Raw genomic sequence first — 25,073 nt, 5'->3', positions numbered from 1 at the left:
TAGGATAGATGAAGTATTCAATCTCTCGACAATTTGAAAAGAACCGAGAACTCCAAGCTGATAATTTTGTTTTAGTTTACCAAATGGGCAAAGTTGGCTCCTCATCAATTGAGCACACGCTAGGGGAGAAAAATATCCCGAGCTATCACATCCACACCTTTGATGATCACGAAGAATTTCACATGTATCACAATAAAAAAGACGTGAGTAAATTCTTCGACTTCCGAAACCGCGCACTCTATCGCTTAGTGCTCAAGCAGCGAAAACGTATCTTACAAAAACGCGAGCAGATTAAAATCGTTACTCTGGTCCGCGATCCAATCGCAACTGTCTTTTCTCGCTTCTTTCAAGATCTCCATTTGCAATTTATCGAAGGCAAAAAGAACGATGCAATTCACCGAGATATGGAAGTCACGTATCAGCACCTCGAGCATTGTTTTGATAACTATATCAATCTCAACTATTTTGCGGACTGGTTCGACAACGAGTTAAAGCGTAATTTCAATATCGATGTGATGCGCCAAGAGCTGGACAACACTCAACCTTTCTTCACATTCCAGAACGATCAGGCCAACGTCATGCTAATCAAATGCGAACAGCTCAGTTCTCTTGATAAAGAAATCGGTGAGTTTCTTGAGTTGCAAGACTTCGTGCTGAAAAACAGTAACGAAGCGAAAAACAAGTGGTACTCCAATATCCACCAACACTTTAAGAATCACTACGACTTCTCAAAACTGTTCTATATGTACGATCTTCCCTTGTATCGCCACGTTTATTCAGAGCAAGAGCGTGATGCTTTTAAACACAAATGGATGCAAACACCAGGGACAAAATCATCATGAAGAAAGTACTCCATGTTACAGAAGCGTTTGGAGGTGGCGTTCAAACCGCCCTCTATAGTTATGTTCACTCATCCAGAGACGAGCCTTACCAGCATTTCTTGCTAGCCAGAGCCCGAGAAAACGACTTAACCAATGAGAACAACCACCACATTTTCGTACAGACAAAGTGGGTAGAAGGCGGCTTGCTTCAATTTATTCGCGATGCAAACCACATGATTGCATCACTTGGTCCCGACGTCGTGCATTTGCACTCGAGTAAAGCAGGATTTCTCGGCCGATTTCTAAAGCTTGGCAAGGCACGCTTGGTTTACACACCGCACTGTTATGCCTTCGAACGTGAAGATATCTCAGAGCTTGCACGCCAGATCTATAAAGCACTAGAGAAAGTAAAACTGAGCAAAATTGATGTGGTTGCAGGCTGTAGCCAACGAGAGTGTGACCTAGCCATTAGCATTGGTGCGAAACATGCCGAACTGCTCAACAACTACGTGTCTTATCAAAGTGAAGATCGTATAGAGCGAGACAAGCAAGAAGCGCTGAAGCTCATTGTACTTGGTCGTGTCGCGCCCCAAAAAGATCCTCAGTTTCTTATCAGCACATTGCAGTTCCTTAATCGGTATGCGCTTAACCGCCCGATAGAGATCACATGGATAGGTGGCGGTGACCAAGTACTCGAACAGAAATTACGTACTGAAAATGTGGATGTAACGGGTATGCTGCCTCGCGATGAGGTAGTTGAAAAGCTCAAAGGTTCAGACCTTTATCTACACACTGCAGCATGGGAAGGGATGCCGTTAACCATTCTAGAAGCATCCAAGTTACATCTTCCTATGGTTATTCGGACCATCGGCGCAACCAAAGATCTCAACTACCCGTTTTTAGCGCTCACACCTGAAGAAATGGCCAAGCAGATCGCGCATTGTGTCAATCATTATGAAGAGATCGATTTTCGCCAATATACAGCAGAATTAAACGATGCCTTCAGTGAAGAAAAGCAGCGCCTCGCACTCAATAAACTTTACGGTTAAATGCCCCTATGTTTCACACTGTTCAACAAAAATTACTGTTGATGCCCAGCGGTAAAAAAAGCTTGTTATCTACTGGATTAAAAACCGCAATCACGCGTGTGTTGAGTGCGCTATTTGCTTTTTTACTGACTCTGATTGTATCGAAGACCAGTGACGCTTCGACGGCCGGTCAATTCTTCTTTTTATTCAACCTAGTCTCGCTACTCGCCATCGTTTCTCAGCTAGGTTTTGATGTCTCGTTAGTTCGTTACAATGCGATCGCTTTTAATAACAAAGAGAAGCTTGAACAAAGCCAAAACTATAAAACCGCACTTTATCGAAGTATGGCATTTTGCTTGCTCGCCATAGGCGTTTTGTTGGCAGCGTTTAATCTGTTTCCAGAACAGCTAAACCAGACTCAATCACCAATGTATGCGATTACTTTATGCTTGCTTTGCATACCTTTCTTGGTGCTTGCGCAAACCAACAGTCGGGTGCTTCAAGCATGTAGAAAAGTTGTATCATCTCTGTTTGCGTTGCAGCTTGGGGTAAGCATGTTGATGGTCATTTTTGTCTTTGCCCTAGACTATATCGGTCAGCAAAATATCAACAATCTAATGACCGCACTGCTTTTAGCGAGCATAGGTGTCGCGGTCATATCTAGTGCCAATTGGCTTGGCTCAGATCAATATCAAACATCGGCTTTCGTACCAAACAAAAAAATGGTCGCTTCTGCCAAGCAAGTCTGGGTTGGCAGTATCTTCACGAATGTTCTTCAATGGGGAAGCCTTGTTATTGCGGGCTTTTTTATCTCAACAGCGGAAATCGGTTTGTTAGCCGCAGCCCAACGCACATCACTACTGATTGGCTTTGTGCTGATTACCATTAACTTTGTGGTCGCCCCGATGTTTGCCTCTCTCTACAAAGAGCGTCAAATGCTCAAACTGCAGAACCTGAGCCGCTTGGCGTGCCGAGCCAATGTTGGTTTAGCGATTGTACCCGTAGTTATTTGCACCCTCTTCCCCGAGTTTGTAATGCAGTTTTTTGGTGAGGAGTTTCTCGCCGCGGCGCCACTATTAGTCGTCCTTTCTCTGGGGCAGTTAGTCAATGTTGCGACTGGTTCAGTAGGGTTTTTATTATTAATGAGCGGTCATGAGAGAACCATGAAATACATTACAATTTCCTCCGGTACGGTGTCTATCTGCCTACTTGTTACGCTTTGCCAAATGTTTGGGGTGATTGGTGCAGCGTGGGCAATGGCAATTGGCATGGCTATCCAGAATTTAGCTGCACTGTACTTTGTAAAACGTTACTTAGGCTTCTTTCCAATAGGTTAATTATGGCTTTAATACTGGCACGCACGAGTTTTGTTTTAGTCCTGATGCTAACCGCTTCACTCTCTTTGTGGAAAAGCTCTGACCTACACCATACTGCTTACCTGCAAATGGAAACCTACTTAGGCGGATCGAGTACGCTTCACTTTACTTTCAGTTTATTGATCGGCTTTTTATCGGTTTTCACGTTCCCTTCTCTGGTGAGCTCGAATAAAACCGACATTTTTGGGATTCGTCTTTTGCTACTGCTGTTGGCTATCGTTTCAATGGAAGAAATAAGCCAACTTTTTATTCCAAATCGATCATTTAGTTTTGATGATCTCAGCACCAACTGGATAGGTGTTATCTCAGGTTACTTTAGTGCCAAGTTAATTCGCTTCATCCGCGCTCGATCGTTCTAGTAATACAGGAATCTCTGAGGGATTTGGGTATATAATTACGCCAAACAACCAGACTAACGAGTACATCATGCCATCTCATCCAACCAAGATTACTTTTTTTGAATTCTTAACTCCGTTGATCACGTCAGGCAAAAAGACGATAACGATTCGAGATGAATCAGAAAGCCATTACGTTCCCAATACAGAAGTCGAAGTTTTTACCTTAGAAACGGATCGTAAAGTCTGCGATATCAAGATACGTTCTGTAGAACCACTTCACTTTGAAGATATTAATGAGTTTCATGCAGAACAAGAAGCCATCGAACTACCAAAACTTAAGCAGTTAATTCGAGAAATCTACCCAAATACCGACACGCTATTTGTTATTGAGTATGAGCTGATTAAATAACCCACAACAAAGGCTAGACGACTGGTCTAATTCATTCTATAGTACACTTCATGAACGCAAAGACGAATGACACACGCCAACATATTCTCGACGTCGGATACGAGTTAATCGTAAACCGAGGGTTCACGAGTGTTGGTCTTTCAGAGCTATTAAAAAAGGCCGCAGTGCCAAAAGGCTCGTTTTATCATTACTTCAAATCCAAAGAACAATTTGGTGAAGCGATGATTCAAGACTACTTTACTAAGTATTTTGAGCGTTTAAACGCACGCTTTACCAATACTGAACTGAGTGGCTACCAACGCCTAATGAGCTATTTCGAAGAAATGGTCAAAGTAGAAGACGACGTGTGTAATGCGAACAAATGTTTATTGGTTAAGTTAAGTGCAGAAGTCTCCGATCTCTCTGAGTCAATGCGCTTGGCATTACGCCAAGGAGCAGACAAAACCATTCAAGCGATAGCGGATTGCATTGACATCGGCATTCAAGATGGCTCAATCCCCAATGGTGACAGTGCGTTATTAGCAAGGCAGATATACTACCTTTGGAATGGCGCTAGCTTGCTGAACAAACTTTATCAAGATCAGGCAGCATTGACGCAAAGTCTGACCTATACTCAACACTTACTGCAGAATACGCGCACTTGCCCATAACGGGCGGCGTGGAAGCAGAATGAACACCCTACACACGTTTCACTGTCAGAAAAAGCGTCAGTGTTAACACAGTAAACCTTCCCGCTTTACATAAGCGGGATATTTTGAAACAAATACTAGACGACCGGTCTAATCAACAAGTGAGATAGATATGACTAACGCAACAAATCGCAGAATAGTACTCGCGTCACGTCCCCATGGTGCACCGACACAAGAAAACTTTCGTTTAGAAGAGGTAACGAAACCGACTCCGAAAGAGGGTGAAATGCTATTGAGAACGGTTTATTTATCTCTAGATCCATACATGCGTGGTCGCATGAGTGATGCCGAATCATACGCTGACCCTGTTGCAATTGATGACGTAATGGTCGGTGGTACAGTTTGTCAGGTAGAAGCATCAAACCACCCAGATTACGAAGCAGGTGAATGGGTTCTTGCCTACACTGTTGGCTGGCAAGACTACGCTATCTCAACTGGTGAGATGGTCATTAAACTTGGTAAAGAACCGAAAAATCCTTCTTACGCGCTAGGCGTTGCAGGTATGCCAGGATTTACCGCGTACATGGGTTTACTCGACATTGGTCAGCCAAAACCAGGGGAAACCATCGTGGTAGCAGCTGCTACGGGGCCTGTAGGCGCAACAGTTGGTCAAATTGGTAAAATCAAAGGTTGCCGAGTTGTTGGTATAGCAGGCGGAGAAGAAAAATGCCGTTACGCTAAAGAGGTGCTTGGTTTCGATGAGTGTATTGATCACAAAGCTGAAGACTTTGCAGAACAACTGAAAAATGCCTGTGACAAAGGTATCGATGTTTACTTCGAAAACGTAGGTGGCAAAGTATTCGAGGCTGTAATGCCACTTCTGAATACAAATGCGCGTATCCCACTTTGTGGTTTGATTTCTCAGTACAACGCGACAGAGCTGCCTGAAGGTACCGACCATCTTCCATTACTAATGGGTAAGCTCCTGACCAAACGAATCAAGGTGCAAGGCTTCATCATTTTTGATGATTACGGACATCGTTACGGTGAATTTGCGCAAGATATTAATCAATGGTTGGCAGAAGGAAAGATCCAATACCGCGAACATCTAGTACAAGGACTGGATAATGCGCCAGAAGCATTCATCGGTCTGTTGGAAGGTAAGAATTTCGGCAAACTTGTAGTACAGATTAACGACCCATTATAAAAAGGGATATGTAAATGATTAAACTTCACCATCTCAATCAGTCTCGTTCAAAGCGCATCATTTGGTTACTTGAAGAGCTAGATGTAAATTACGAGATTGTACCCTATGTCCGTGATTCCGTGACCTTCATGGCACCGCCAGAACTAAAAAGTGTTCACCCATTAGGAAAGTCACCTGTTCTTGAAGATAACGGCGAGATTATCATTGAGTCAGGTGCAATGACCGAATATTTGATTGAGAAATACAGTGACGGAGCCTTTGCTCCTGAGCGCGGTACAAAAGCACACACAGAATATTTGCAATGGATGCACTTTGCAGAAAGCTCCGCAATTTTACCTATGCTGCTAAAAATCTTCGTAAGCAAAGAGCCAAATGAAACTCAGTTTTTATCAGGCTATGCCGACAAGGAAGCAATGAATGTACTAGGCTACTTCGAGCAATCCTTAGAAGGCAAAACTTACCTAGTAGAAGAGCGTCTGACTGGCGCAGACATCATGATGTCTTTCATTGTCGAATTGGTTCAAAAGTTTGGTTTAGTTAATCACTTCCCTAATATTGAACGTTATGGGAAACAGCTCGCGACACACCCTGCATTTGCAAAAGCTGAACAACTTGAAGTGAAGTACTCTTAATTACTTCCCCCCTTTCGCCCCTTTGATGACACGTAAAACTTCATTTAAGGGGCGATATTACTAGCATCGCAGACACGCTAACTGGATAGCGCTCCCCCCAGTCAATCGCATTCGAGAACGTCGATTGTTATGTCAATCAAGCTAATGTAGTAAATTTCTGATTCTAATATAGTTTCGACCATAGTCACCATCTATTGAATTGATAAGCAATATCAGTTTTCTCCCCCAGCTTTTCCGTAATAACCTCCTCTACAGTTTCTAAGGTATTGAGCCCTGGAGGGGGAAGAAAAATGACAAACAAGAAATTGACTACAGCAGCAGGTTGCCCTGTCGCACATAACCAAAACGTTATGACTGCAGGTCCTCGTGGCCCTCAACTATTACAAGACGTTTGGTTCCTTGAAAAATTGGCACACTTTGACCGCGAAGTGATCCCTGAGCGTCGTATGCACGCAAAAGGTTCTGGTGCTTACGGTACGTTCACAGTAACGCACGACATCACAAAGTACACGCGCGCTAAGATCTTCTCTGACATCGGCAAAAAAACAGAACTATTCGCTCGCTTCACTACTGTAGCTGGTGAGCGCGGTGCAGCAGACGCAGAACGCGACATCCGTGGTTTCGCACTAAAATTCTACACTGAAGAAGGTAACTGGGACTTGGTTGGTAACAACACACCAGTATTCTTCCTACGTGACCCACTAAAATTCCCAGACCTAAACCACGCAGTAAAACGCGACCCTCGCACTAACATGCGTAGCTCTACCAACAACTGGGATTTCTGGACATCACTACCAGAAGCATTCCACCAAGTGACTATCGTAATGAGTGACCGTGGTATCCCAGCTTCTTACCGTCATATGCATGGTTTTGGTAGCCACACATTCAGCTTCATCAACGCAGAAAACGAACGTTACTGGGTGAAATTCCACTTCAAAACTCAACAAGGCATCAAGAACCTGACTGACCAAGAAGCAGAAGCCATCGTAGGTAAAGACCGCGAAAGCCATCACCGTGACCTTTACGAAGCGATTGAGCGTCAAGACTTCCCTAAATGGAAGATGTACGTACAGATCATGCCTGAGCTAGAAGCGGATGAAGTCAACTTCAACCCATTCGACCTAACACGTGTATGGTCTCAAAAAGACTACCCACTGATCCCAGTTGGTGAGTTTGAACTGAACCGTAACCCAGAAAACTTCTACGCAGAAGTTGAGCAATCAGCGTTCAACCCAGCTGCAGTAGTACCTGGTATCGGCTTCTCTCCAGATAAGATGCTACAAGGTCGTCTGTTCGCTTACGGCGATGCTCAGCGTTACCGTCTAGGTGTGAACCACCATCAAATCCCAGTGAACGCACCTCGTTGCCCTGTTCACAGCTACCACCGCGATGGCGCAATGCGCGTTGATGGCAACTTTGGTTCAACACTAGGTTACGAGCCAAACTACAAACAAGAATGGGCAGAGCAACCAGATTACTCTGAGCCACCTCTACGCATCAACGGCAACGCTGATCACTACGATCACCGTGTAGACGAAGACTACTTCAGCCAAGCGGGTGACCTATTCCGTCTGATGAGCGAAGAGCAACGTCAAACTCTGCTCGATAACACAGCTCGCGCAATGGACGGTGTACCCGAGTTCATCCAACAGCGCCACGTTCAACACGCATACCAAGCGGACGAAGCGTACGGCAAAGGTCTTGAAATTGCACTAGGCTTAAACAAGTAAGCGAACGCTGTAATCATTACACTGTGTGATTTAAAGACGAAAAAAAGGAGGTGCTCTACAGCACCTCCTGATTTCAAATCACTAATCCTTAATCACAAGTCATAAACCATGCTCAAGGAGGTTCATTATGATTAACTTAGATTTCTTTAAGCTCTTTAATACCAAAGAACTGTTTATCTATTACTGATTCATCAACTACTGATTTTTAGCGACCGCTTTGATCAGTACTGATGTATCCATGCGACCTAAACCATCACGTTGAAGGTCTGCGTATTGCTCATCCACTTTCTTAGTCAGTGGAAGTTCTAGACCCACTCGCTCAGCTTCTTGCAGACAGAAACCTAAGTCTTTGCGCATCCAATCAATAGCGAAGCCAAAATCGAACTTGTCTTCAGCCATTGTATTTGCGCGGTTTTCCATCTGCCAAGAACCTGCAGCGCCATGCTTAAGCGTTTCTACAACTTGAGCGATGTCCAAGCCTGATTTTTGTGCCAGCAACAAAGCTTCACTCAGACCTTGTAAAACGCCTCCAATACAGATTTGGTTTACCATCTTACAGCGTTGACCCTGACCGTTTTCACCCAGTAGCGTCATCTGCTTCGCGTACACATCCATCGCCGGAGACACACGGTCAAAAATGCTTTGTTCACCACCACACATGATGGTTAGAACACCATTTTCTGCGCCCGCTTGACCACCAGAAACTGGCGCATCAATGAAGTGATTACCATACTTAGCACACGCTTCAGCCAGCTCAACCGCTAGGTCTGCAGAAGTCGTCGTGTGATCGACTAACACTGCATCTGCTTTCAAACCGACCAGAATGCCTTCTTCACCGTAAACAACGCTACGAACGTCATCATCATTACCCACACAGGTAAAAACGATGTCACAGCCTTCTGCCGCTTCACGTGGTGTTTCACAAGCTACGCCTTGGTATTCTTCAGCCCATTTGTCGGCTTTCGCTTTTGTGCGGTTGTATACTTTGGTTTCAAAGCCCGCTTTACTTAGGTAACCAGCCATTGGGTATCCCATCACACCCAGACCAATAAATGCTACTCGTTGTTTTTCCATTGCACGCTTCCCTTAGTTCACCTGACTGAAATGTTTCGTAACATGCTACTAAAGAATTGAAATCATTACTCGTGATTTCTCTTTCCTCGGTCTCGATGATCCTGCATTGCAGTCCGTTTATTGCGCCTTCTACACCCCTTTACTTGACGATTAGCGTAACAGTCAAAGCACTTACAAAGGTTCACTACTGCTTAGCGTGGAACATCGCTTGCCCACTCTTGTCCTTGTTCGACCAGAAATTGATGTTGAACTGAGCATCATCGCTCATCTCAATGCGGTGCCAGTACTGCGGTGGACTTGTAGCAAACTGGCCTGCATTAATCACCACCACTACTTCTGCTTCTGTGGCATTTTCATCAGCAAAGCCGTAGTAAGTCACTTGCCCTTCCATGACGCACAGCTGCCCAAACACACCCTCAGCGGTATTGTGATGAGTCAGTAGCGCTGGTGGCACATTGTCTTTAGTGAAGAAAGGCGTTGAACGTTGAACAGTCCAGTCTTTAGGAATTCGTAGATGCGACATAATAATACCCTCTCTAATTACAATTCTTTTCGTTTAAATCGGTTAAGCCTGACCGGCTTGAGACAACTCTCGAAGCAATGGAAATGCTTGCGTAACTTGTTCTCCCGTCACGACGAAGCCCATGAGTCGGCTATTTTCATCTTCTGCTTTCGCGGCAATGCCTGTTTGAGAAATCTGCACGCTCCAGTTCGTCACCGAACTAAAATCGCCTGCCAATTGAATTGGGTAGCTCGGCGTTTTGACCTTTACCATCATGGGCGGTAGTTTCAACTCTGCTTCTTGCCCCAGTAGTTGTTTGCCCAAAGCATTGGCACTTAGCACGATCGGTTGGAGGTACGGCATCATTCGACCTTGGATCTCAGCACAATCGCCTAATGCGAACACATTGGCTGCTGATGTCTGTAATCGAGCATCCACCTCGATGCCTTTATTGACACTCAACCCACAAGCCTTCGCTAACCAAGTGTTAGCACGTAAACCCGCAGCTGAAATCACTACATCGGCTTCGATTTCCTTACCTTTGCTCAAGCTTGCCACCAGCGAATCATCCGAGTGATTGATCGCGACAACTCCAGTCTCTAAGGCAAGTTGAATACCTTGCTGCTTAAGTTGATTCTCCAGCGGCAATGCAACAAATTCAGGAATCAAGTTAGCGAGCAAACGGGGATTTGGCTCAACCACCGTAACGGCTTTACCACTGGTTGCGAGATCCATGGCGATCTCGACGCCGATCAAACCACCACCCATTACTAGAATTCGTTCCGCGCGGCTAATTTGCTCTTCCGCTAATTGATATTCTTGTAGCGAGTTCAGCGTTATCACCTCAGGTGCTGCACCACCAGATATTGGCGGCACAAAGGCTTTCGCGCCTGTCGCAAACACCAGTTTGGAATAAGGATAGGTTTGGCCGTTGGCGACCACTTGCTGAGCTTGCACGTCGACATGCTCAATCATGGTATGGGCGAACAGTTCGATGTTGTGTTCCTGTGCAAACGCCTCACCACTTTTAACTACCAAATCTTGGGCAGTTTGCTTGTTACTGAATACATGACTCAAATCGGGCTTGTTGTATTCCGCGCCATCATCAGCAGTAAACACTTGCAGCGGAATATGTGCGTCCATTCGACGCACTGTTTTCACCAATTGGTAAGCCGCAAAGCCGCTACCAATAATCACAATAGATGCTTGCATATTCTCCCCCTTACCCGTTGTATTCGACAAAGACGTCTTTACCCAAGTGGCATTCTGGGCACAAGAAGTAATCTGGCACTTCAGACCATGCCATGCCCGGTTCAACGCCTTGATTAGGCTCGCCTTTAGTTGGGTCGTATACCCAATTACAAACGGTGCAAACCATGCATTGACAACCTGCAGGATGCGCCTCAGTACTAGGGTTGCTAGAAGCAGCATCTACTGCCGCTTGTGTTGCTACTTGTGCAGCGGGTTGTGATTGAACTTGTGGTGCAGACGCAGCAATCGCCAGCGAAGTAACAGGACTTGTCAGGTCATGCTTTGCCCACAATTTCGCGATGTTTTGACCATGTTCGCGACATTCACGCATCGCTTTACCATCTGGTCGCCATTTGGTTTTCAAACTCACCGCGGTTTCAAAGCCTGCGTCAGTCAATCGAGCATGGATACGATCCACCGCACCACCGTTCCAACCGTAGCTACCGAACGCAGCGGCTTTCTTCGCCTTAAAGCGCAGACCGGTAATTTCTTCTAGCATGCCTGCGATCTTCGGCATCATGACGTTATTCATGGTAGAAGAACCAACCAAGATGCCTTTTGAGCGGAATACGTTGGCGAGAATTTCATTCTTATCATGCTTAGAGACATTAAAGACTTTGACCGCCACACCAGGATCGACATCGTGAATGCCTTGCGCGATTGCATCGGCCATCATTCGAGTGTTGTTTGACATTGAATCGTAGAAAATCGTAATGCGATCTTCTTGATAATTGTCTGCCCACGCCAAGTATTGCTCGATGATTTGAACCGGATTATCGCGCCATACAATACCGTGTGACGTTGCGATCATGTCGACAGGCAAATTGAAACTCAGCACTTCTTTGATTTTTGCGGTTACCAAGCTGCTGAATGGCGTTAGGATGTTTGAGTAGTAACGCAAACACTGTTCCATCAACTCATTTTGATCCACTTCATCATTGAATAAGCGTTCATCGCAGTAGTGCTGACCAAATGCGTCATTGCTGAATAATACTGCATCGCCAGTTAGGTAAGTCATCATGCTGTCTGGCCAATGCAGCATCGGCGCTTCCACGAACACCAATTGCTTACCGTTGCCAATATCAATGCTGTCGCCTGTTTTTACGGTTTTGAAGTTCCACTCAGGATGGTGGTGATGACCAACGATGGAATCAATCGCCGCTTCTGTACAGTAAATTGGCGTGTTCGGAATCTTCTCCATTAATGCCGACAATGCGCCTGAGTGATCTTCCTCTGCATGGTTTACCACGATAAAGTCGATAGACTTAAGATCGATTTCCATTTCTAAATTTTGGATGAATTGTTGACTGAATCGATGATCGACCGTATCAATCAATACGGTTTTCTCTTCACGAATTAGATAACTGTTGTAGCTGGTACCTTTTGTCATTTTGTATTCTGTACCGTGGAAATCTTGGACTTCCCAATCGCGTTGACCTACCCAGTGGATGTTGTTTTTTACGTGAATTGTCATAATTACTACCTTGAATGACGGGATAAACAAAAATAATTTCTTCTTGTATTGCACTGGGCGTGCCAACTTTTAATTATCTTATATTTCAACAACTTAATTAAATATTAACTTTAACAACTGTCATTTAGACACAGTTGAAAATTGTCATTAAGACACTACAATAGTCATATTGACACAATCGGTATTGGCTATGACTTCTTTAATCGCGCAATGGCTACACATCACGCAAGACCTTAACTCGGCCCTCACTCAACAGGCTCGCTTCGATACGTTGTTAACCACGATTCGAGAGGTATTGAAGTGTGACTCTTCTGCCCTTCTTTTGTATGAAGACCAACACTTTAAACCTTTAGCGATCAATGGATTGGCGAAAGAAGTGCTTGGACGCCGTTTCTCCATTGAGCAGCACCCAAGATTAGAAGCCATTGCCCGAGCAGGCGATATCGTGCGCTTTCCCTCTGACAGCGACTTACCTGATCCATACGATGGCTTGATTCCAAACCACGATGACAAACTGCATGTCCATTCCTGCATTGGTTTACCTCTGCTGATCGACGATCAACTGATTGGTGCCATTACGATTGACGCCTTCGACCCCAATCAATTTGATGGGCTACGCAACCAAGAGTTACGTTTTGTCAGCGCGTTGGCAGCAGGTGGCCTACACACTGCACTCCTGTTAGAGCAATTAGAAACACAAGCGAGCCTGCCACGTGACTCTTACGCCGAGAAGCGCACCTTAAGTAATGAAATCATTGGCAACTCTCAGGGTATGAAGAATCTTCAAGAGCAGATTGATGCCGTCGCCGATACGGAATTGTCTGTGCTGGTGATGGGAGAAACGGGCGTAGGTAAAGAGTTGGTTGCCAGCGCTATTCACCATCGCTCTAGCCGCTCTAGCAATACTTTGGTTTACCTCAACTGTGCGGCGCTGCCAGAATCAGTCGCGGAAAGCGAGTTGTTCGGCCATATCAAAGGCGCATTTACAGGCGCAATCAGCAATCGCAAGGGTAAGTTCGAACAAGCCGATGGCGGCACACTGTTTTTAGATGAAGTCGGCGAACTGTCGTTAGAGCTGCAAGCCAAGTTACTTCGAGCCCTACAATACGGCGACATTCAACGTGTGGGTGATGACCGCCATATTCGAGTCAATACACGCATTGTCGCCGCCACCAACCGTATATTGCATGAAGAAGTGACTGCTGGTCGCTTCCGAGCCGACTTATATCACCGTCTAAGCGTCTTCCCGCTTCATGTTCCACCTCTTCGTGAACGTGAAGACGATGTGGTGTTACTCGCAGGCTTTTTTGCCGAACGTTTAAGAAGCAAATTGGGATTGAACAGCATTCGTTTGTCCCCCACTTTGGTGCAGGCACTCAAAGACTATTCATGGCCAGGCAACGTGCGAGAGCTTGAACATGTCATTAAACGTGCTGGTGTTTTGGCAAAAGCGCGTACCCACGCCATGGACATTGAGTTAGTTGAGCAAGATTTTGACATCCGAACGCCGAATCAGAACATCAAGAACGTTGAAGAAACGGAACAAAAATCTCGGCTTGAGCTACCAGAAGGCGGATTAAAGCCTGCCACAGACGCCTTCCAAAAAGCGATGATTGTTCGAGTTCTGGAAGAGAACCAAGGTAACTGGGCAGCAACGGCACGTCAGCTTGAATTAGATAACGGCAATTTGCACCGATTAGCAAAACGGCTAGGGATAAAATAGACACTAACGAATATCACCTAATATGGCATATTCATCGCCAAATAAAGAGCCGATGCCCAACCGCTCACTCAGCCCACTATAAGTAGTGAGCTGAGTGCTCAGATAGAATAGCCACCTAAGTTTGACGGTATTTTCTTCTAAATTTTATTGTCTTGAACCACCTCACAGATTTAATAACCCTTAACAATAAACACAATAATAGTTAAGGTATTTTTATGAGCCAGATCTAATAAAATTAAATATATAGTATTTATTTTAAGAATCTAAACTTTCAAAGTTCATCATAATAAATACAACCTCTATGTATACACTTTACCTTCAAAAAACATCAAAATATAATCCCTTCGATAAAAACACTTAAATGAATTTAACTGTATAAAAGTGAGGAGAATAAAATATGGGATATGGGGCGACAGTATATTCATTAGATACTGAAAAGGTTTTTAACGTACTAAAGAATGAGCGTAATCCAGAGCTAGAAAAAGCCATCATGGAAAGGTGTCAAGACTCCTTTAAAGTGATTAATGAAATGCTGGAAAGTAGTGGCGAAAGCATCCGAGCTGAAGAGCTTCTTATGCAGATGCTGTCTGAAGAGATAAAATACAGTCACTTGGGTTACGCCTATGCTTACTTGCTTGAAGCTATATGTAAGATCACTGGTTATTACTTATCCAATAACTCTTGGTATCCTTGCGATGTAAACGATTTCTGCGATATTCCATTCACTAATACCGATTATCCCATAAAATTCCCACTCCCTGACGATTTCCCTGTTGTTTTTATGATAAAAAATCAAGATATTCACCAAGATAACGTTGACTTCGGAGGCTTATCAGAGCAACAAATATCTGAAGTCAAGAGCTGGTACACTCATGCAGTCGTAAACAATCGTGACTTGGTATTATTTTATTATTAATTTTAACTATTAATAAATTATCCAATAGTTAAAATAACAATAGAATATTAATAAAACTCTAGCTTATATTAAGATAGAGTTTTATCTATTTAACTGAAATTTTTATAATTTTAAAAATATTATATTTCACACCTAATTTATAGACTCTGTGTATAGTGTGTTCAGAGGCAATGTGAACTCATAGGATCAAAATCAAGTTCTAATTTTTAGAAGAAAAAACGATCTGCTTGTGTCAAAATGCGCCATCCCAACCAAAAAGTCTTAATGTAATGAACTACCAAGCTGCTATTTTTGATATGGATGGTTTGCTCCTTGATACTGAGCGCGTCTGTATGCATATTTTCCAAGAAGCATGTGAAGCCCAGAACCTACCCTTCTATAAAGATGTTTACCTTTCAATCATTGGTCGCAATGCAGCGGGCATTGAAGTGATTTTTCGTAAAGCTTATGGGGATGATCTTGACCGCTTACACCAAGAGTGGCGCGACCGTTACGACGCTGTGGTTAAGCACCAAGCGATACCGGTAAAAGAAGGGGTGATTGAGCTGCTTGAGTGGTTGAAAGGCCAAGGGTTGCCAATTGCAGTCGCCACTTCTACAGCAAAAGAAGTGGCACAGAAGAAGTTGGAGTTAGCGGGCCTAAGCAAGTATTTCGACAACTTAACGACAGGCTGTGAAGTGTCACACGGCAAACCTGATCCAGAGATCTACCTGCTTGCAGCAAGTCGTCTAAGCGTAGATCCAACCAAATGTCTCGCTTTTGAAGATTCAAATAATGGCGTACGTGCTGCGGTAGCAGCGAACATGATCACTTATCAAATTCCTGATTTGGTTGAGCCTTGTGACGAAATAAAGCAATTAGGCCATACTGTCGCACCTTCACTGCATGATGTGTTGCACACGTTAAAGCAAACTCGCTAGGCCTACTTGTCGTCTGTTCTCTAGAAGCTCAGCAATTTAGCTGAGCTTCTTTCTTGAAACCTCTCCAATACCGTAAAACCAAACAATTCTGCCACCCGTTTAGAGAGATTATTTTCACCTTAACTCTGGCTAATCACGACTTTTGATTTAACTCACGCAATCGCATGAAATAAGGCATTTGAGTGATCAAATAGCGGAACTGACCAGTACAAGCTTGCAACAAAACGTCAATATACCGATTGAAGCACGTTTTTGGAGTGAAAATTGGCTGATAATGAGAACTATTGGATAAGATCAATCCAAGTCAGCCTAAAATACAAAATGGAGAGTGTTATATGTCTTTACGTTTATTAGCAACAACCTTCGCATTAGTAGGAATGAGCTTTGGTGCCCAAGCCAGTGCCGAGTGTGAAGTGTCATTAGATGCTAACGATATGATGCAGTTTTCTACTAAAACATTGAGCGTACCAGCCACTTGTAAAGAGGTAAAACTAACGCTGAATCACACAGGTAAGATGCCAGCGCAATCGATGGGTCACAACGTGGTCATCTCTGACACAGCCAACCTACAAGCAGTCGGTACTGATGGCATGGCAGCTGGAGCAGAAAATAACTACGTAAAACCAAATGATGATCGCGTCTACGCTCACACAAAAGTAATTGGTGGCGGTGAAAGCACCAGCATTACGTTCAGTACTGAGAAAATGAAAGCCGGCGGTGACTATTCATTCTTCTGTTCGTTCCCGGGTCACTGGGCAATCATGCAGGGTAAATTTGAGCTAAAATAAAAGCTTTAGCCAAGCCAAAAGAAGACTCATTATAGGGAAGCCAAGGCTTCCCTTTTTGATAGATAAAATAGCAATTGAGAAAGGTCTAACACGTCTGGAAACGTGACCAAGAAACATAGCAAGTATGAAACCCTTGCTCCATTGAGATTAAGTTCTTTTGCGAAAAGTTATGGTTAAAAATCAGATTTTTATTTTGCCTTTCCGAAACACAACTAAATGATAAAAGTCATTCAATACCATGTAACTCTTTCCAGTTTCCTGGATGAACCACATAGCCGAACAGAGCATGCCCACCATAAACCAATTCAGTCCCTTCCGGTATCCACAGCATCTGACCTGGGTGCACAAAATGTGTTTCACCATTTGCGGTCAGCTCGAAACAGCCTTCAATCACGAAAATAACCTCATCATAAAGCACTGTCCAAGCCACTTTAGCGCCTTCCCATTTAGCAAAGCCTACGCCTATGTTTGGTGAAATTTCTGGGCTTAACGCCCTGGCAACATACGCCATTCCTGGCGTATCACCACGAACATTGAAATCTAGACTTTTACTATCAACAAGTTTGACTGGCTTCATAATTCACTCCGGCTTTGCCATTTTGCTAATTGGATACGCGTTTTTACTCCCAAACCTAAAAAAGGCTCTGGCGGATTCAAACAAGGCATTCCTGTCACTTGCTGTATGTCATCCAATGATTTAGATGTCGCACCAACGACATAGTCAGCTAACAGTGTTCCAGAAATGGTTCCCCACGCAGCACCAACACCATTGTCACAAGCGCTGGCATAAACACCTTCATCTAATTGACCGAAAAAGTTAGTAAAGTTACGAGAGATTGCATACACCCCACCCCATGTGTGAGTAAATGGTACGTCGGCCAGCTCGGGATAACGCGCCAGAAAGACCTGACGATGATCGTCGCGAATTTGTTCTCTGACTTTATCGTTCATGCTTGAGCCATATTTCGGCACGTGTTTGTAAGTATTGCGGATCAAAATACGTCGATCGGCGGTCATACGTAACGTCGTTCCCGCATGATCAGCTGGAGTTAACCCCCAATTCAGCTCACCTCCGTATCGTTGCATTTCTGCGTCGGTTAATGGACGCGTCCAGCTTGCAAACGTCATCACTGGAAGTAGTCTGTTTTTAAGATAACCAAACTCCCGAGTAAAAATGCTGGTCCCAAGCAGCAGTTCAGGGGTTTCAACAGAGCCACTATCTCCATGTAGTACCCAGCAACCGTTTTCTTTACTGAGCTTGCGGATTGGCGAGTTCTCTAACACCTCGACGTTCTCTGGAAGGCTTTCCCCTAGCCCACGCACCAAAGCAGCAGGTTGCATTAAATAACCACCTGGCGTGTAAATTGCGCGGCTGTAGTAGTTGGTTCCCAAGACTTTCGCCAGCTCACTGCCATTAACATGGAAGTATGGTTCGCCAAGGTCTTTCATTAGGTGCTCAAAGTGATCGAGATACGCTTCACCGCGCGCCCCTACGGCTCCTTGATATTTGCCCTTTGCTGACCACTGACAAGAAATACTGTGCTTCGACACTAAAGTGTTTAGCTGAGCAATCGCAGAACGGTTGAGCGACAATAACTTTTGTTTGTGCTCAGGGTCGGGATGCTCAAGTGAAAACTTATGAGGCAAATCGATAACAAAGCCCGAATTTCTTCCTGAAGCCCCTTGGCCGATACGTTGCGCATCAATCAGTATAATTCGTGCATTAGGCATAAGTTCAGCTAAACGTCTTGCCATAGCTAGGCCTGCGAAACCGGCACCTAACACGGCATAGTCAGCACTTTGTTTACCTTTTAACGCCGATTTTTCTGGAATACTTGGCAACGCATGGTACCAACCACACGTCACGTCATCATTGGGTAAATGAATCATCTTTTTTCTCCGCTACGCTACTGACAGTTTCAATGACAATTGATCTAGCCAAGGGCCGCGTAATGACTGTACTTTTCTTCCTAGCAACGCAAAACCGAGCATTGCTCCTTCTGGTGAATAAAACGCAGCGGTCAATTCATCTGCTTGGGTCTCGATGTACCATTGTCCCTGTTCTTCAGCGGCTACCGGGAAAATCGTGAGTGGAAGAATCGGCGTTTTTACAATCACTGGAGTTGGTGTTAACGAGATAGGGGCGACATCGCCTAGCAAGCTTTTCGCTACAGAAGGGATCATTTGATTAATCGGTGCAATATAGGGCTGCCAACCTTGCTCAGTTTCAACACAGTCACCTAGCGAGTAAATATTCTCATCACTCGTCTGGCCGAATTGATTCACTTTAATGCCCCGGCCAACTTCAAGCCCCGCGCGCTCAGCCAGAGAAACATTTGGCTTGAGTCCAACCGCGCTCAGCACTAGATCTGCTTCAATCTGCTTGCCACTGTTTAGATGTAAAACCGCACTAGATTCCGACCTTGGTTCGATTCTGGTGATACTGTCTTGTAGAGCCCATTGCACGCCTCGATCGGCAAGTGCGCTTTGTAATGATTCACCCAACTGTTGCGGGATCAAACGCTCCATTGGCCATTGACCCAACCCGATAACTGTTACTTCATAACCGCTTTCGATCAGATCATTTGCGAACTCACAGCCAATTAAGCCATCACCTAGGATCGCGATGCGCTTTTTGTCTTGCAGCTCCGCTCTGAAACGGCGGTAATCAACTAAGTCGTTCACACTCATAACCCAAGAGCGATCGCCCTCAATAGGGATTTCAATCGGTGATGCACCTGTTGCCAGTACCAAGCGGCTGTAGGCGTATTTACCGATGGAGGTATGTAACGTTGAATTGGCACGATCGATCTGTTCAACACGGGTATGCGGGTAAACTCGGATATTGAGACGGCTTTCCCACTCCAACGCGCTCTCACTTTGTAGCGCGTCGCCGTCTTTATTCATGACCAGTGCATTAGACAATGCTGGTTTGCTGTACAAAGCGCCATCATCAGCGGTAAAGACAGTGATCGGAACCTTCTCAGATTGCGCTCTAAGTGCCGCCGCCAACTGGTAACCACTGTGGCCACTACCGATGATAACGATAGGGTCATTTGAGAATACAGGTTGAGTAACTTCAGATGGAAGAGGCTGAGCAGTATTTGGCTGAACAGACGCTTCTACCGACACCGAAGACACCGCTGCAACCTCTTCTAGTGGCGCGTCGTCGGTAATTTCGATCATTTCAAAATCGGCCTTACCCACTAAACAGTCAGGACATAACCAGTCATCCGGTACATCTTCCCATGCTGTTCCTGGTGCAATGCCATCGGATGGCCAACCTTGTGCTTCATCATAGATTAAGCCGCAAATAATACAGAGCCACTTTCTCATCACTTATACTCCAACTACCTTGTTCAGAATTTCCGTGTTTACAAACCGCTGTCAGATTTGTTGTGATTCCATCAACCTCGCCCTAGCTTGTGGTCTGAAATCCAAGCCGGTACGAGGTGATGAAAATACAGTTACACGGTAGCTATACGTTGCTGTCTTGCTGCAAACGAATGGCAATATTGCGTGTCTGGACGTAGCTATAAATCGCTTCTTGTCCTTTTTCTCGCCCAAACCCGGACAAGCCCACGCCACCAAATGGTGTTTCGATGCCACCAGCAAACCATTCATTGATGAACACTTGTCCACCACGCAGTTGCTGTGCCACACGCAATGTTTGGTTTAGGCTTTCACCAAAGACACCAGCGACCAGGCCAAAATCGGTGCCATTCGCGATTTCAACGGCCTCTTGCTCGGTTTCAAACGGTGTAATTACCAGTACAGGACCAAACACTTCTTCTTGAGCAATACGCATATCTGGTGAGGCTTCAATCACCGTCGGTGCCACAAAGTAACCCGACAAATCAGGGGCGTATCCACCCGTTAGGATGTTCGCGCCGTCGGCTTTTGCTTGTTCTATCATTTCAAGCACGCGCGCTTGTTGATCAGCCGATACCAACGGTGTTATATCCGGCTGGCTTTCACCTTGACCAATGGTTAGGTCTTGCGCCATTTTCACTACCGCCGCTTTTACTTCTTCATAACGCTCTTTTTGAATTAGCAAACGAGACATTGCCGAACAAACTTGACCAGCGTTAAAGAAAATACCGACTTGAACGCTTTGTAAAAGCGTTTCGAGACTCACATCTTTCAATGCGATAGCGGCCGATTTACCACCCAGCTCCATCACAGATGGTGTGGCGCGTTGCGCTGAATCTTTCAGTATGCGTTGGCCGGTCGGCACAGAACCTGTAAAGACAATTTGATCAACGTCTTGATGCTGCACCAAGTGGCTGCCAACTACGGAGCCTTTGCCACATAGCAAGTTAATCGCGCCTTTTGGGAAACCCGCTTTTTCAATCGCTTTAATCAACAACGTCATAGCGAGTGGGGAAATCTCTGGCGATTTGATCACCACTGCGTTACCAGCAGCTAATGCAGGTGCTAATGAGCGTGCACAAATAGAAACTGGGAAATTCCACGGCACAATCTGCACTGACACACCAAACGGCACATATTGGGTGAAATCGACATAATCTTTACCCAACGGAATTGACGTGCCTTCTAGCTTGTCGGCCATGCCAGCGTAGTATTCGAAGTAACGTGCCGATTCTAAAAACTCATCTTTGGCATCTTGCAAAGATTTCCCATTTTCACGGCAGGCAACTAACCCACCTTCATCAGCCATTTCACGAATAGCCGCGGCGGCTTTTAACATCCACTCGGTTCTGACGGCTGGACGAACGTCCGAAAGAACGCCTTGATTGACTACTCGACGTGCCGCTGCCATTGCGCGATCTGCATCGGTGATAGTGGCTTCTGCAACCGTCGCATACGCTTCGGCTGTGCCAGGGTTCATGACGGTCAGCGCTTGCTCTGAATCGCACCACTCACCATCAATATAATTAAGGTAATGCATCATATTACTGCTCCAGTGCCGCTTTCACTTGCTTTGCCAACCAGGTTTGAAAGAAATGCGTCGGAACATCCATTTCTGGTGAGAACACACCACCACCAAAGCCAGGTGAGTAACGACCTTCCTGCATGCCCTCGACCGCTCCAATATCTTCGCCGAATACGACTCGCCATGACTCAACGGTAGCAGTACGGCACGCAGCGAACTCATCTTTCGTTGCTTCATCACCCACATAGAAAACACGTAGGTGCTCAACACTCTTATTCGCAGTGATTGGTTCAATCATCATCGCAAAGGCATGATCGGCTTGAATACCAAGCAACACGTTTGGAAAGAGTGCAACATATTCTGCATGACGCAGTTTATCTTCTGGCCAGTTTGGAAATTTAGGTAAGTGTGTTCCTGCAGTATCAGAGAGGTTGTATGCGAGACTACCTTGGCCAGCAAAACGCTCTGCAAACATGATGTTGTAGTGATCCTCTAGGCGAGAATAACTGTTCAAACTCGGATGCACCCAAGGTAAGTGGTAAGCTTCACAGTAGTTTTCTACGGCAAGCTTCCAGTTACTTTTCACTTCTATCTCTAGGTTGCCACCCATGTTCACGCGGCGAAGAAGCCCTAATCCTTCTTCACCTAAGAATTGCTGCCAACGTTGCTCTAGCGGCGCGATATGCTCTTCAAAGCTTTCTGCATTGCCCGATAAGTTGACGAACACCATGTCCATCCAAACGGCTGAACGAAGTGGCTTAAGGCCATGTTTTTCACACTTAAATCGGTCATCTTTGTGTTTTGCGATACCACCAATGTGTGGTGTGCCTTTTAGATTGCCGTCAAGATCGTACGTCCATGAATGGTAAGGACAGCGAATCATGCCTTGAACTTCGCCTGCCTCATGAACCAGCTTCATACCTCGGTGGCTACACACGTTGTGGAAGACTTGGACTTCACCTTGACGATTTCTCATCATGAGTAGTGGAAGATTCATGAAATCAAGTGGCATTACATAACCATTTTTAAGCAGGTCTGATGCAAAACCAATACATACCCAAGTGTTACCAAACACCTGATCACGCTCAAAAGTAAAATACTCTTCGCTGGTGTAGGCCTGATTCGGCATTCCTGTTGCTTCACTGATTGGGTTCAGTACATTATCAACAAGTTCAACAGGAATAATGGTTTGGTTGACATTGCTCATATTCTTATCTCCGAGAGTCGAGTTGCATCCAGTGCGTACAACATCGTGTTGTGTTAGTGGAGATAATTGTGATTAACAACCCGGCAACAAACAAACGACTTTTTCGCCGGGCTTGGATGAGTTTTTGTCATTCATGCATTGATCTCGAACAAAAAAATAACCTTTTAATTAACAATGATCTTCTTGTCATGATTAATACTCATTAACCGATGAGTATTAATCAGTTGAAACACAAAAGCCCTCTCTCTACTCTCTTTCAAAAATTAACAATAACGCAACAAACAATAACGTTAAAACAAACGCACTGTGAGGGATGCCTATGAGAGCAACATCTGGGATATTGAAAGGACTCAATCCGACTGTGACAATCGCATCAAAGATCGTCGTTATCGGTTTTGTACTTTTCTGCGCCATTCTCGCCAATCAAGCGGGCCAATACTTCGAAACGATTTCTGGCATTTTGCTACAGAATATGAAGTGGTTTTACATCGGACTTGTTTCACTCGTTGTCGGTTTTCTTCTTTACCTTATGGTTAGTCGATATGGGCATATTCGTTTGAGTAAAGATGACGAAAAACCAGAGTTTAGTTATTTGTCTTGGGTATCCATGCTTTTTTCCGGAGGTATGGGGATAGGCTTAATTTTCTGGTCGGTCGCCGAACCGATGTGGCATTACGCTGACAACCCATTTACTCAAGGCCTGACCAATGAAGCCGCAACAACATCAATGAAACTGACATTCTTTCACTGGGGTCTACATCCTTGGTCTGTCTTTATCATTGTTGCACTCGCATTAGCTTACTTTTCCTACCGTAAAGATCTGCCTTTTACCCTACGCTCTATCTTGTACCCTTTGATTGGTGATCGTATTTATGGGCCTATCGGGCACACGGTTGATATCCTAACAGTCGCGGTGACAGCTTTCGGTATCTCTCAAACCTTGGGGATGGGAGTTATCCAAATAAACTCTGGTTTGAATCAAGCCTTTGGTCTAGACATTAGTTTGGGGATTCAACTCTTTATTATCGTTTCCCTTTGTACTTGTGCGGTTGCGTCGGTGCTATCTGGTGTAGGAAAAGGTATTCGCCGTTTATCAGAATGGAACATGCTGCTTTCACTCGCACTCGTGCTAGTCGTACTTTACATTGGTCCAACTCGCTATATCTTAAATACGCTACTCGAAAGTACGGGGCTTTATGCACAAAACATTGTCGGTATGAGCTTATGGAGCGATGCACAGAATGACTCTGGCTGGCAAAACTGGTGGACGGCTTATTACTGGCCTTGGTGGATGACTTGGGCACCTTTCGTTGGCATGTTTGTGGCTCGTATCTCTAAAGGACGCACAATACGTGAACTTATCGGCGGTGCTCTCATCGTACCCACGCTGATCACGTTCTTATGGATTTCAGTATTTGGTGGTGCAGCGTTGAAGGTAGAGCAAGACGCTCGTGTTGCTCATCAAGAGCAAGTCACTGCGGCACAAGAAGCCAAACAAACACCACCTGCGGATTTTTCTGGCGGCCCGATTCTTGAAGCGACTAAAGCCGATACGACACGCGCTTTGTTTACGCTATTCGACAATCTAGATACAGGTATGTTTGGTAAACTACTTAGCGTACTTGCGTGTCTATTGCTCGGTACTTATTTCATTACCTCCGCAGACTCGGGTACCTTGGTTCTATGTACCCTCGATGCCGCTGGGCACAGTGAGCCTCCTACCTCTATACGCGTATTGTGGGGGATCATGATCGCAGCCATTGCGGGAGTACTTCTATACGCAGGAGGGTTAAAAGCAATGCAAACGGCCTCCATTATTGCCGGTTTCCCTATCGCCATTTTTATCGCGGTGATGAGCTTAACGCTGTTTCATAGTATTCGACGCGAACCTAAGCCATGGGCAATGCTGCCTGAGCATGTTCACCCAGAGCAAGAGAAACTTGATGGTCCTGTTGAACCGCTTGTTGAAAGCAAAACAGTGGCTTCCGAGCCTATCGCTTCAAGATCCTCACAAAAAAGTGATTCCACACTCAATCAGGGACCAGTACTAAGTTAGTGCGTCGTTTCATCAATCTGACCCGTCCTGATATGGGTTGACACTTTTTAACTAAAACGCTCGATGTACTTCATCGGGCGTTTTGTATTTTAAAG

At 45.0% G+C, this 25,073-nt stretch carries 23 protein-coding genes and 1 pseudogene; 14 read left to right on the top strand and 10 right to left on the bottom strand.

Translation table 11 applies throughout. From position 1 onward, the window contains the following. Positions 1 to 8 precede the first annotated feature (8 nt). The 9 genes from R7F67_RS15235 to R7F67_RS15195 all read left to right on the top strand — a co-directional run bounded on the left by R7F67_RS15235 (position 9) and on the right by R7F67_RS15195 (position 8,170). Positions 9 to 842 (top strand): putative capsular polysaccharide synthesis family protein, encoded by an 834-nt coding sequence (locus R7F67_RS15235; RefSeq protein ID WP_005375258.1) that lies wholly within the window; start codon positions 9 to 11, stop codon positions 840 to 842. Continuing rightward, positions 839 to 1,870, top strand: coding sequence for a glycosyltransferase (locus R7F67_RS15230; RefSeq protein ID WP_170893370.1), 1,032 nt, complete (start codon positions 839 to 841; stop codon positions 1,868 to 1,870). The genes R7F67_RS15235 and R7F67_RS15230 overlap by 4 nt, the downstream gene beginning before the upstream one ends. 8 nt (positions 1,871 to 1,878) lie before the next feature. Continuing rightward, entirely contained in the window at positions 1,879 to 3,186 is a 1,308-nt protein-coding gene (locus tag R7F67_RS15225) for an oligosaccharide flippase family protein (RefSeq protein ID WP_042521586.1), read from the top strand. 2 nt (positions 3,187 to 3,188) lie between these two features. After that, a complete protein-coding gene (locus tag R7F67_RS15220; protein ID WP_031781000.1) occupies positions 3,189 to 3,584 on the top strand; it encodes a VanZ family protein in 396 nt (131 codons plus the stop codon). A gap of 67 nt (positions 3,585 to 3,651) precedes the next feature. Beyond that, positions 3,652 to 3,972 carry a N(4)-acetylcytidine aminohydrolase gene (gene yqfB, locus R7F67_RS15215; RefSeq protein ID WP_005385855.1) on the top strand — a complete coding sequence of 107 codons (321 nt, stop codon included), beginning with the start codon at positions 3,652 to 3,654 and terminating at the stop codon, positions 3,970 to 3,972. 50 nt (positions 3,973 to 4,022) lie between these two features. After that, positions 4,023 to 4,622, top strand: a complete 600-nt coding sequence (locus R7F67_RS15210; protein ID WP_005385858.1) for a TetR/AcrR family transcriptional regulator — start codon at positions 4,023 to 4,025, stop codon at positions 4,620 to 4,622. 151 nt (positions 4,623 to 4,773) lie between these two features. After that, positions 4,774 to 5,808: an NADP-dependent oxidoreductase gene (locus tag R7F67_RS15205; protein ID WP_170893371.1), complete on the top strand. Its 1,035-nt coding sequence runs from the start codon at positions 4,774 to 4,776 to the stop codon at positions 5,806 to 5,808. Between the two features lie 14 nt (positions 5,809 to 5,822). After that, on the top strand, positions 5,823 to 6,440 hold the full coding sequence (locus R7F67_RS15200) for a glutathione S-transferase family protein (RefSeq protein ID WP_005375238.1): 618 nt from the start codon (positions 5,823 to 5,825) through the stop codon (positions 6,438 to 6,440). A 290-nt stretch (positions 6,441 to 6,730) separates the two neighbouring features. Beyond that, positions 6,731 to 8,170: a catalase gene (locus tag R7F67_RS15195; RefSeq protein ID WP_033906756.1), complete on the top strand. Its 1,440-nt coding sequence runs from the start codon at positions 6,731 to 6,733 to the stop codon at positions 8,168 to 8,170. Between the two features lie 195 nt (positions 8,171 to 8,365). On the opposite strand, the gene R7F67_RS15190 is transcribed toward R7F67_RS15195, so the two are convergent. From R7F67_RS15190 to norV, 4 genes are all read right to left on the bottom strand, one after another. Then, complete coding sequence (locus R7F67_RS15190; protein WP_005375233.1) at positions 8,366 to 9,244, bottom strand: NAD(P)-dependent oxidoreductase; 879 nt, start codon at positions 9,242 to 9,244, stop codon at positions 8,366 to 8,368. Positions 9,245 to 9,428: 184 nt separating this feature from the next. Beyond that, complete coding sequence (locus tag R7F67_RS15185) at positions 9,429 to 9,767, bottom strand: DUF1971 domain-containing protein (protein ID WP_005375231.1); 339 nt, start codon at positions 9,765 to 9,767, stop codon at positions 9,429 to 9,431. Between the two features lie 42 nt (positions 9,768 to 9,809). After that, positions 9,810 to 10,958, bottom strand: a complete 1,149-nt coding sequence (gene norW, locus R7F67_RS15180; RefSeq protein WP_054577063.1) for an NADH:flavorubredoxin reductase NorW — start codon at positions 10,956 to 10,958, stop codon at positions 9,810 to 9,812. 10 nt (positions 10,959 to 10,968) lie between these two features. Beyond that, on the bottom strand, positions 10,969 to 12,471 hold the full coding sequence (gene norV / locus R7F67_RS15175; RefSeq protein ID WP_005375223.1) for an anaerobic nitric oxide reductase flavorubredoxin: 1,503 nt from the start codon (positions 12,469 to 12,471) through the stop codon (positions 10,969 to 10,971). A gap of 190 nt (positions 12,472 to 12,661) precedes the next feature. On the opposite strand from norV, the gene norR reads away from it, so the two are divergent. From norR to azu, 4 genes are all read left to right on the top strand, one after another. Then, positions 12,662 to 14,194, top strand: coding sequence for a nitric oxide reductase transcriptional regulator NorR (norR, locus tag R7F67_RS15170; RefSeq protein ID WP_005375220.1), 1,533 nt, complete (start codon positions 12,662 to 12,664; stop codon positions 14,192 to 14,194). A gap of 397 nt (positions 14,195 to 14,591) precedes the next feature. Continuing rightward, on the top strand, positions 14,592 to 15,110 hold the full coding sequence (locus tag R7F67_RS15165; protein ID WP_053307894.1) for a hypothetical protein: 519 nt from the start codon (positions 14,592 to 14,594) through the stop codon (positions 15,108 to 15,110). Positions 15,111 to 15,379: 269 nt separating this feature from the next. Then, positions 15,380 to 16,030, top strand: a complete 651-nt coding sequence (locus tag R7F67_RS15160) for an HAD family hydrolase (protein ID WP_005385872.1) — start codon at positions 15,380 to 15,382, stop codon at positions 16,028 to 16,030. 335 nt (positions 16,031 to 16,365) lie between these two features. Continuing rightward, the gene (gene azu, locus R7F67_RS15155; RefSeq protein ID WP_005375211.1) at positions 16,366 to 16,818 is read left to right on the top strand and encodes an azurin; all 453 of its coding nucleotides are present in this window, start codon (positions 16,366 to 16,368) and stop codon (positions 16,816 to 16,818) included. Between the two features lie 226 nt (positions 16,819 to 17,044). Here the strand turns inward: azu and R7F67_RS15150 are convergent, their stop codons facing one another. The 6 genes and pseudogenes from R7F67_RS15150 to R7F67_RS15125 all read right to left on the bottom strand — a co-directional run bounded on the left by R7F67_RS15150 (position 17,045) and on the right by R7F67_RS15125 (position 22,922). Continuing rightward, complete coding sequence (locus R7F67_RS15150; RefSeq protein WP_017635301.1) at positions 17,045 to 17,395, bottom strand: ethanolamine utilization protein EutQ; 351 nt, start codon at positions 17,393 to 17,395, stop codon at positions 17,045 to 17,047. Beyond that, positions 17,392 to 18,708, bottom strand: a complete 1,317-nt coding sequence (locus tag R7F67_RS15145) for an NAD(P)/FAD-dependent oxidoreductase (RefSeq protein WP_005385877.1) — start codon at positions 18,706 to 18,708, stop codon at positions 17,392 to 17,394. The genes R7F67_RS15150 and R7F67_RS15145 overlap by 4 nt, the downstream gene beginning before the upstream one ends. Before the next feature lie 12 nt (positions 18,709 to 18,720). Beyond that, complete coding sequence (locus R7F67_RS15140) at positions 18,721 to 20,004, bottom strand: NAD(P)/FAD-dependent oxidoreductase (protein WP_230856647.1); 1,284 nt, start codon at positions 20,002 to 20,004, stop codon at positions 18,721 to 18,723. Beyond that, positions 19,993 to 20,154 (bottom strand): annotated as a pseudogene (locus tag R7F67_RS15135) (rubredoxin); the annotation flags it as partial. The pseudogene R7F67_RS15135 and the gene R7F67_RS15140, both read right to left, overlap by 12 nt. Positions 20,155 to 20,296: 142 nt before the next feature. Beyond that, a complete protein-coding gene (locus tag R7F67_RS15130) occupies positions 20,297 to 21,733 on the bottom strand; it encodes an aldehyde dehydrogenase family protein (RefSeq protein ID WP_054577060.1) in 1,437 nt (478 codons plus the stop codon). 1 nt (position 21,734) lies between these two features. Beyond that, positions 21,735 to 22,922 (bottom strand): aromatic ring-hydroxylating oxygenase subunit alpha, encoded by a 1,188-nt coding sequence (locus R7F67_RS15125; protein WP_054577059.1) that lies wholly within the window; start codon positions 22,920 to 22,922, stop codon positions 21,735 to 21,737. Between the two features lie 319 nt (positions 22,923 to 23,241). Here R7F67_RS15125 and R7F67_RS15120 point away from each other — a divergent pair, with 319 nt between their 5' ends. Further along, the gene (locus R7F67_RS15120) at positions 23,242 to 24,978 is read left to right on the top strand and encodes a BCCT family transporter (protein WP_138939664.1); all 1,737 of its coding nucleotides are present in this window, start codon (positions 23,242 to 23,244) and stop codon (positions 24,976 to 24,978) included. The last annotated feature ends 95 nt before the right edge of the window (positions 24,979 to 25,073 follow it).

The sequence above is a fragment of the Vibrio sp. YT-17 genome, assembly GCF_033337375.1.
Lineage (GTDB): Bacteria > Pseudomonadota > Gammaproteobacteria > Enterobacterales > Vibrionaceae > Vibrio > Vibrio alginolyticus.
The sequence above is the reverse complement of the archived record's forward strand: the minus strand, read 5'-3'. Positions and strand labels throughout refer to the sequence as shown.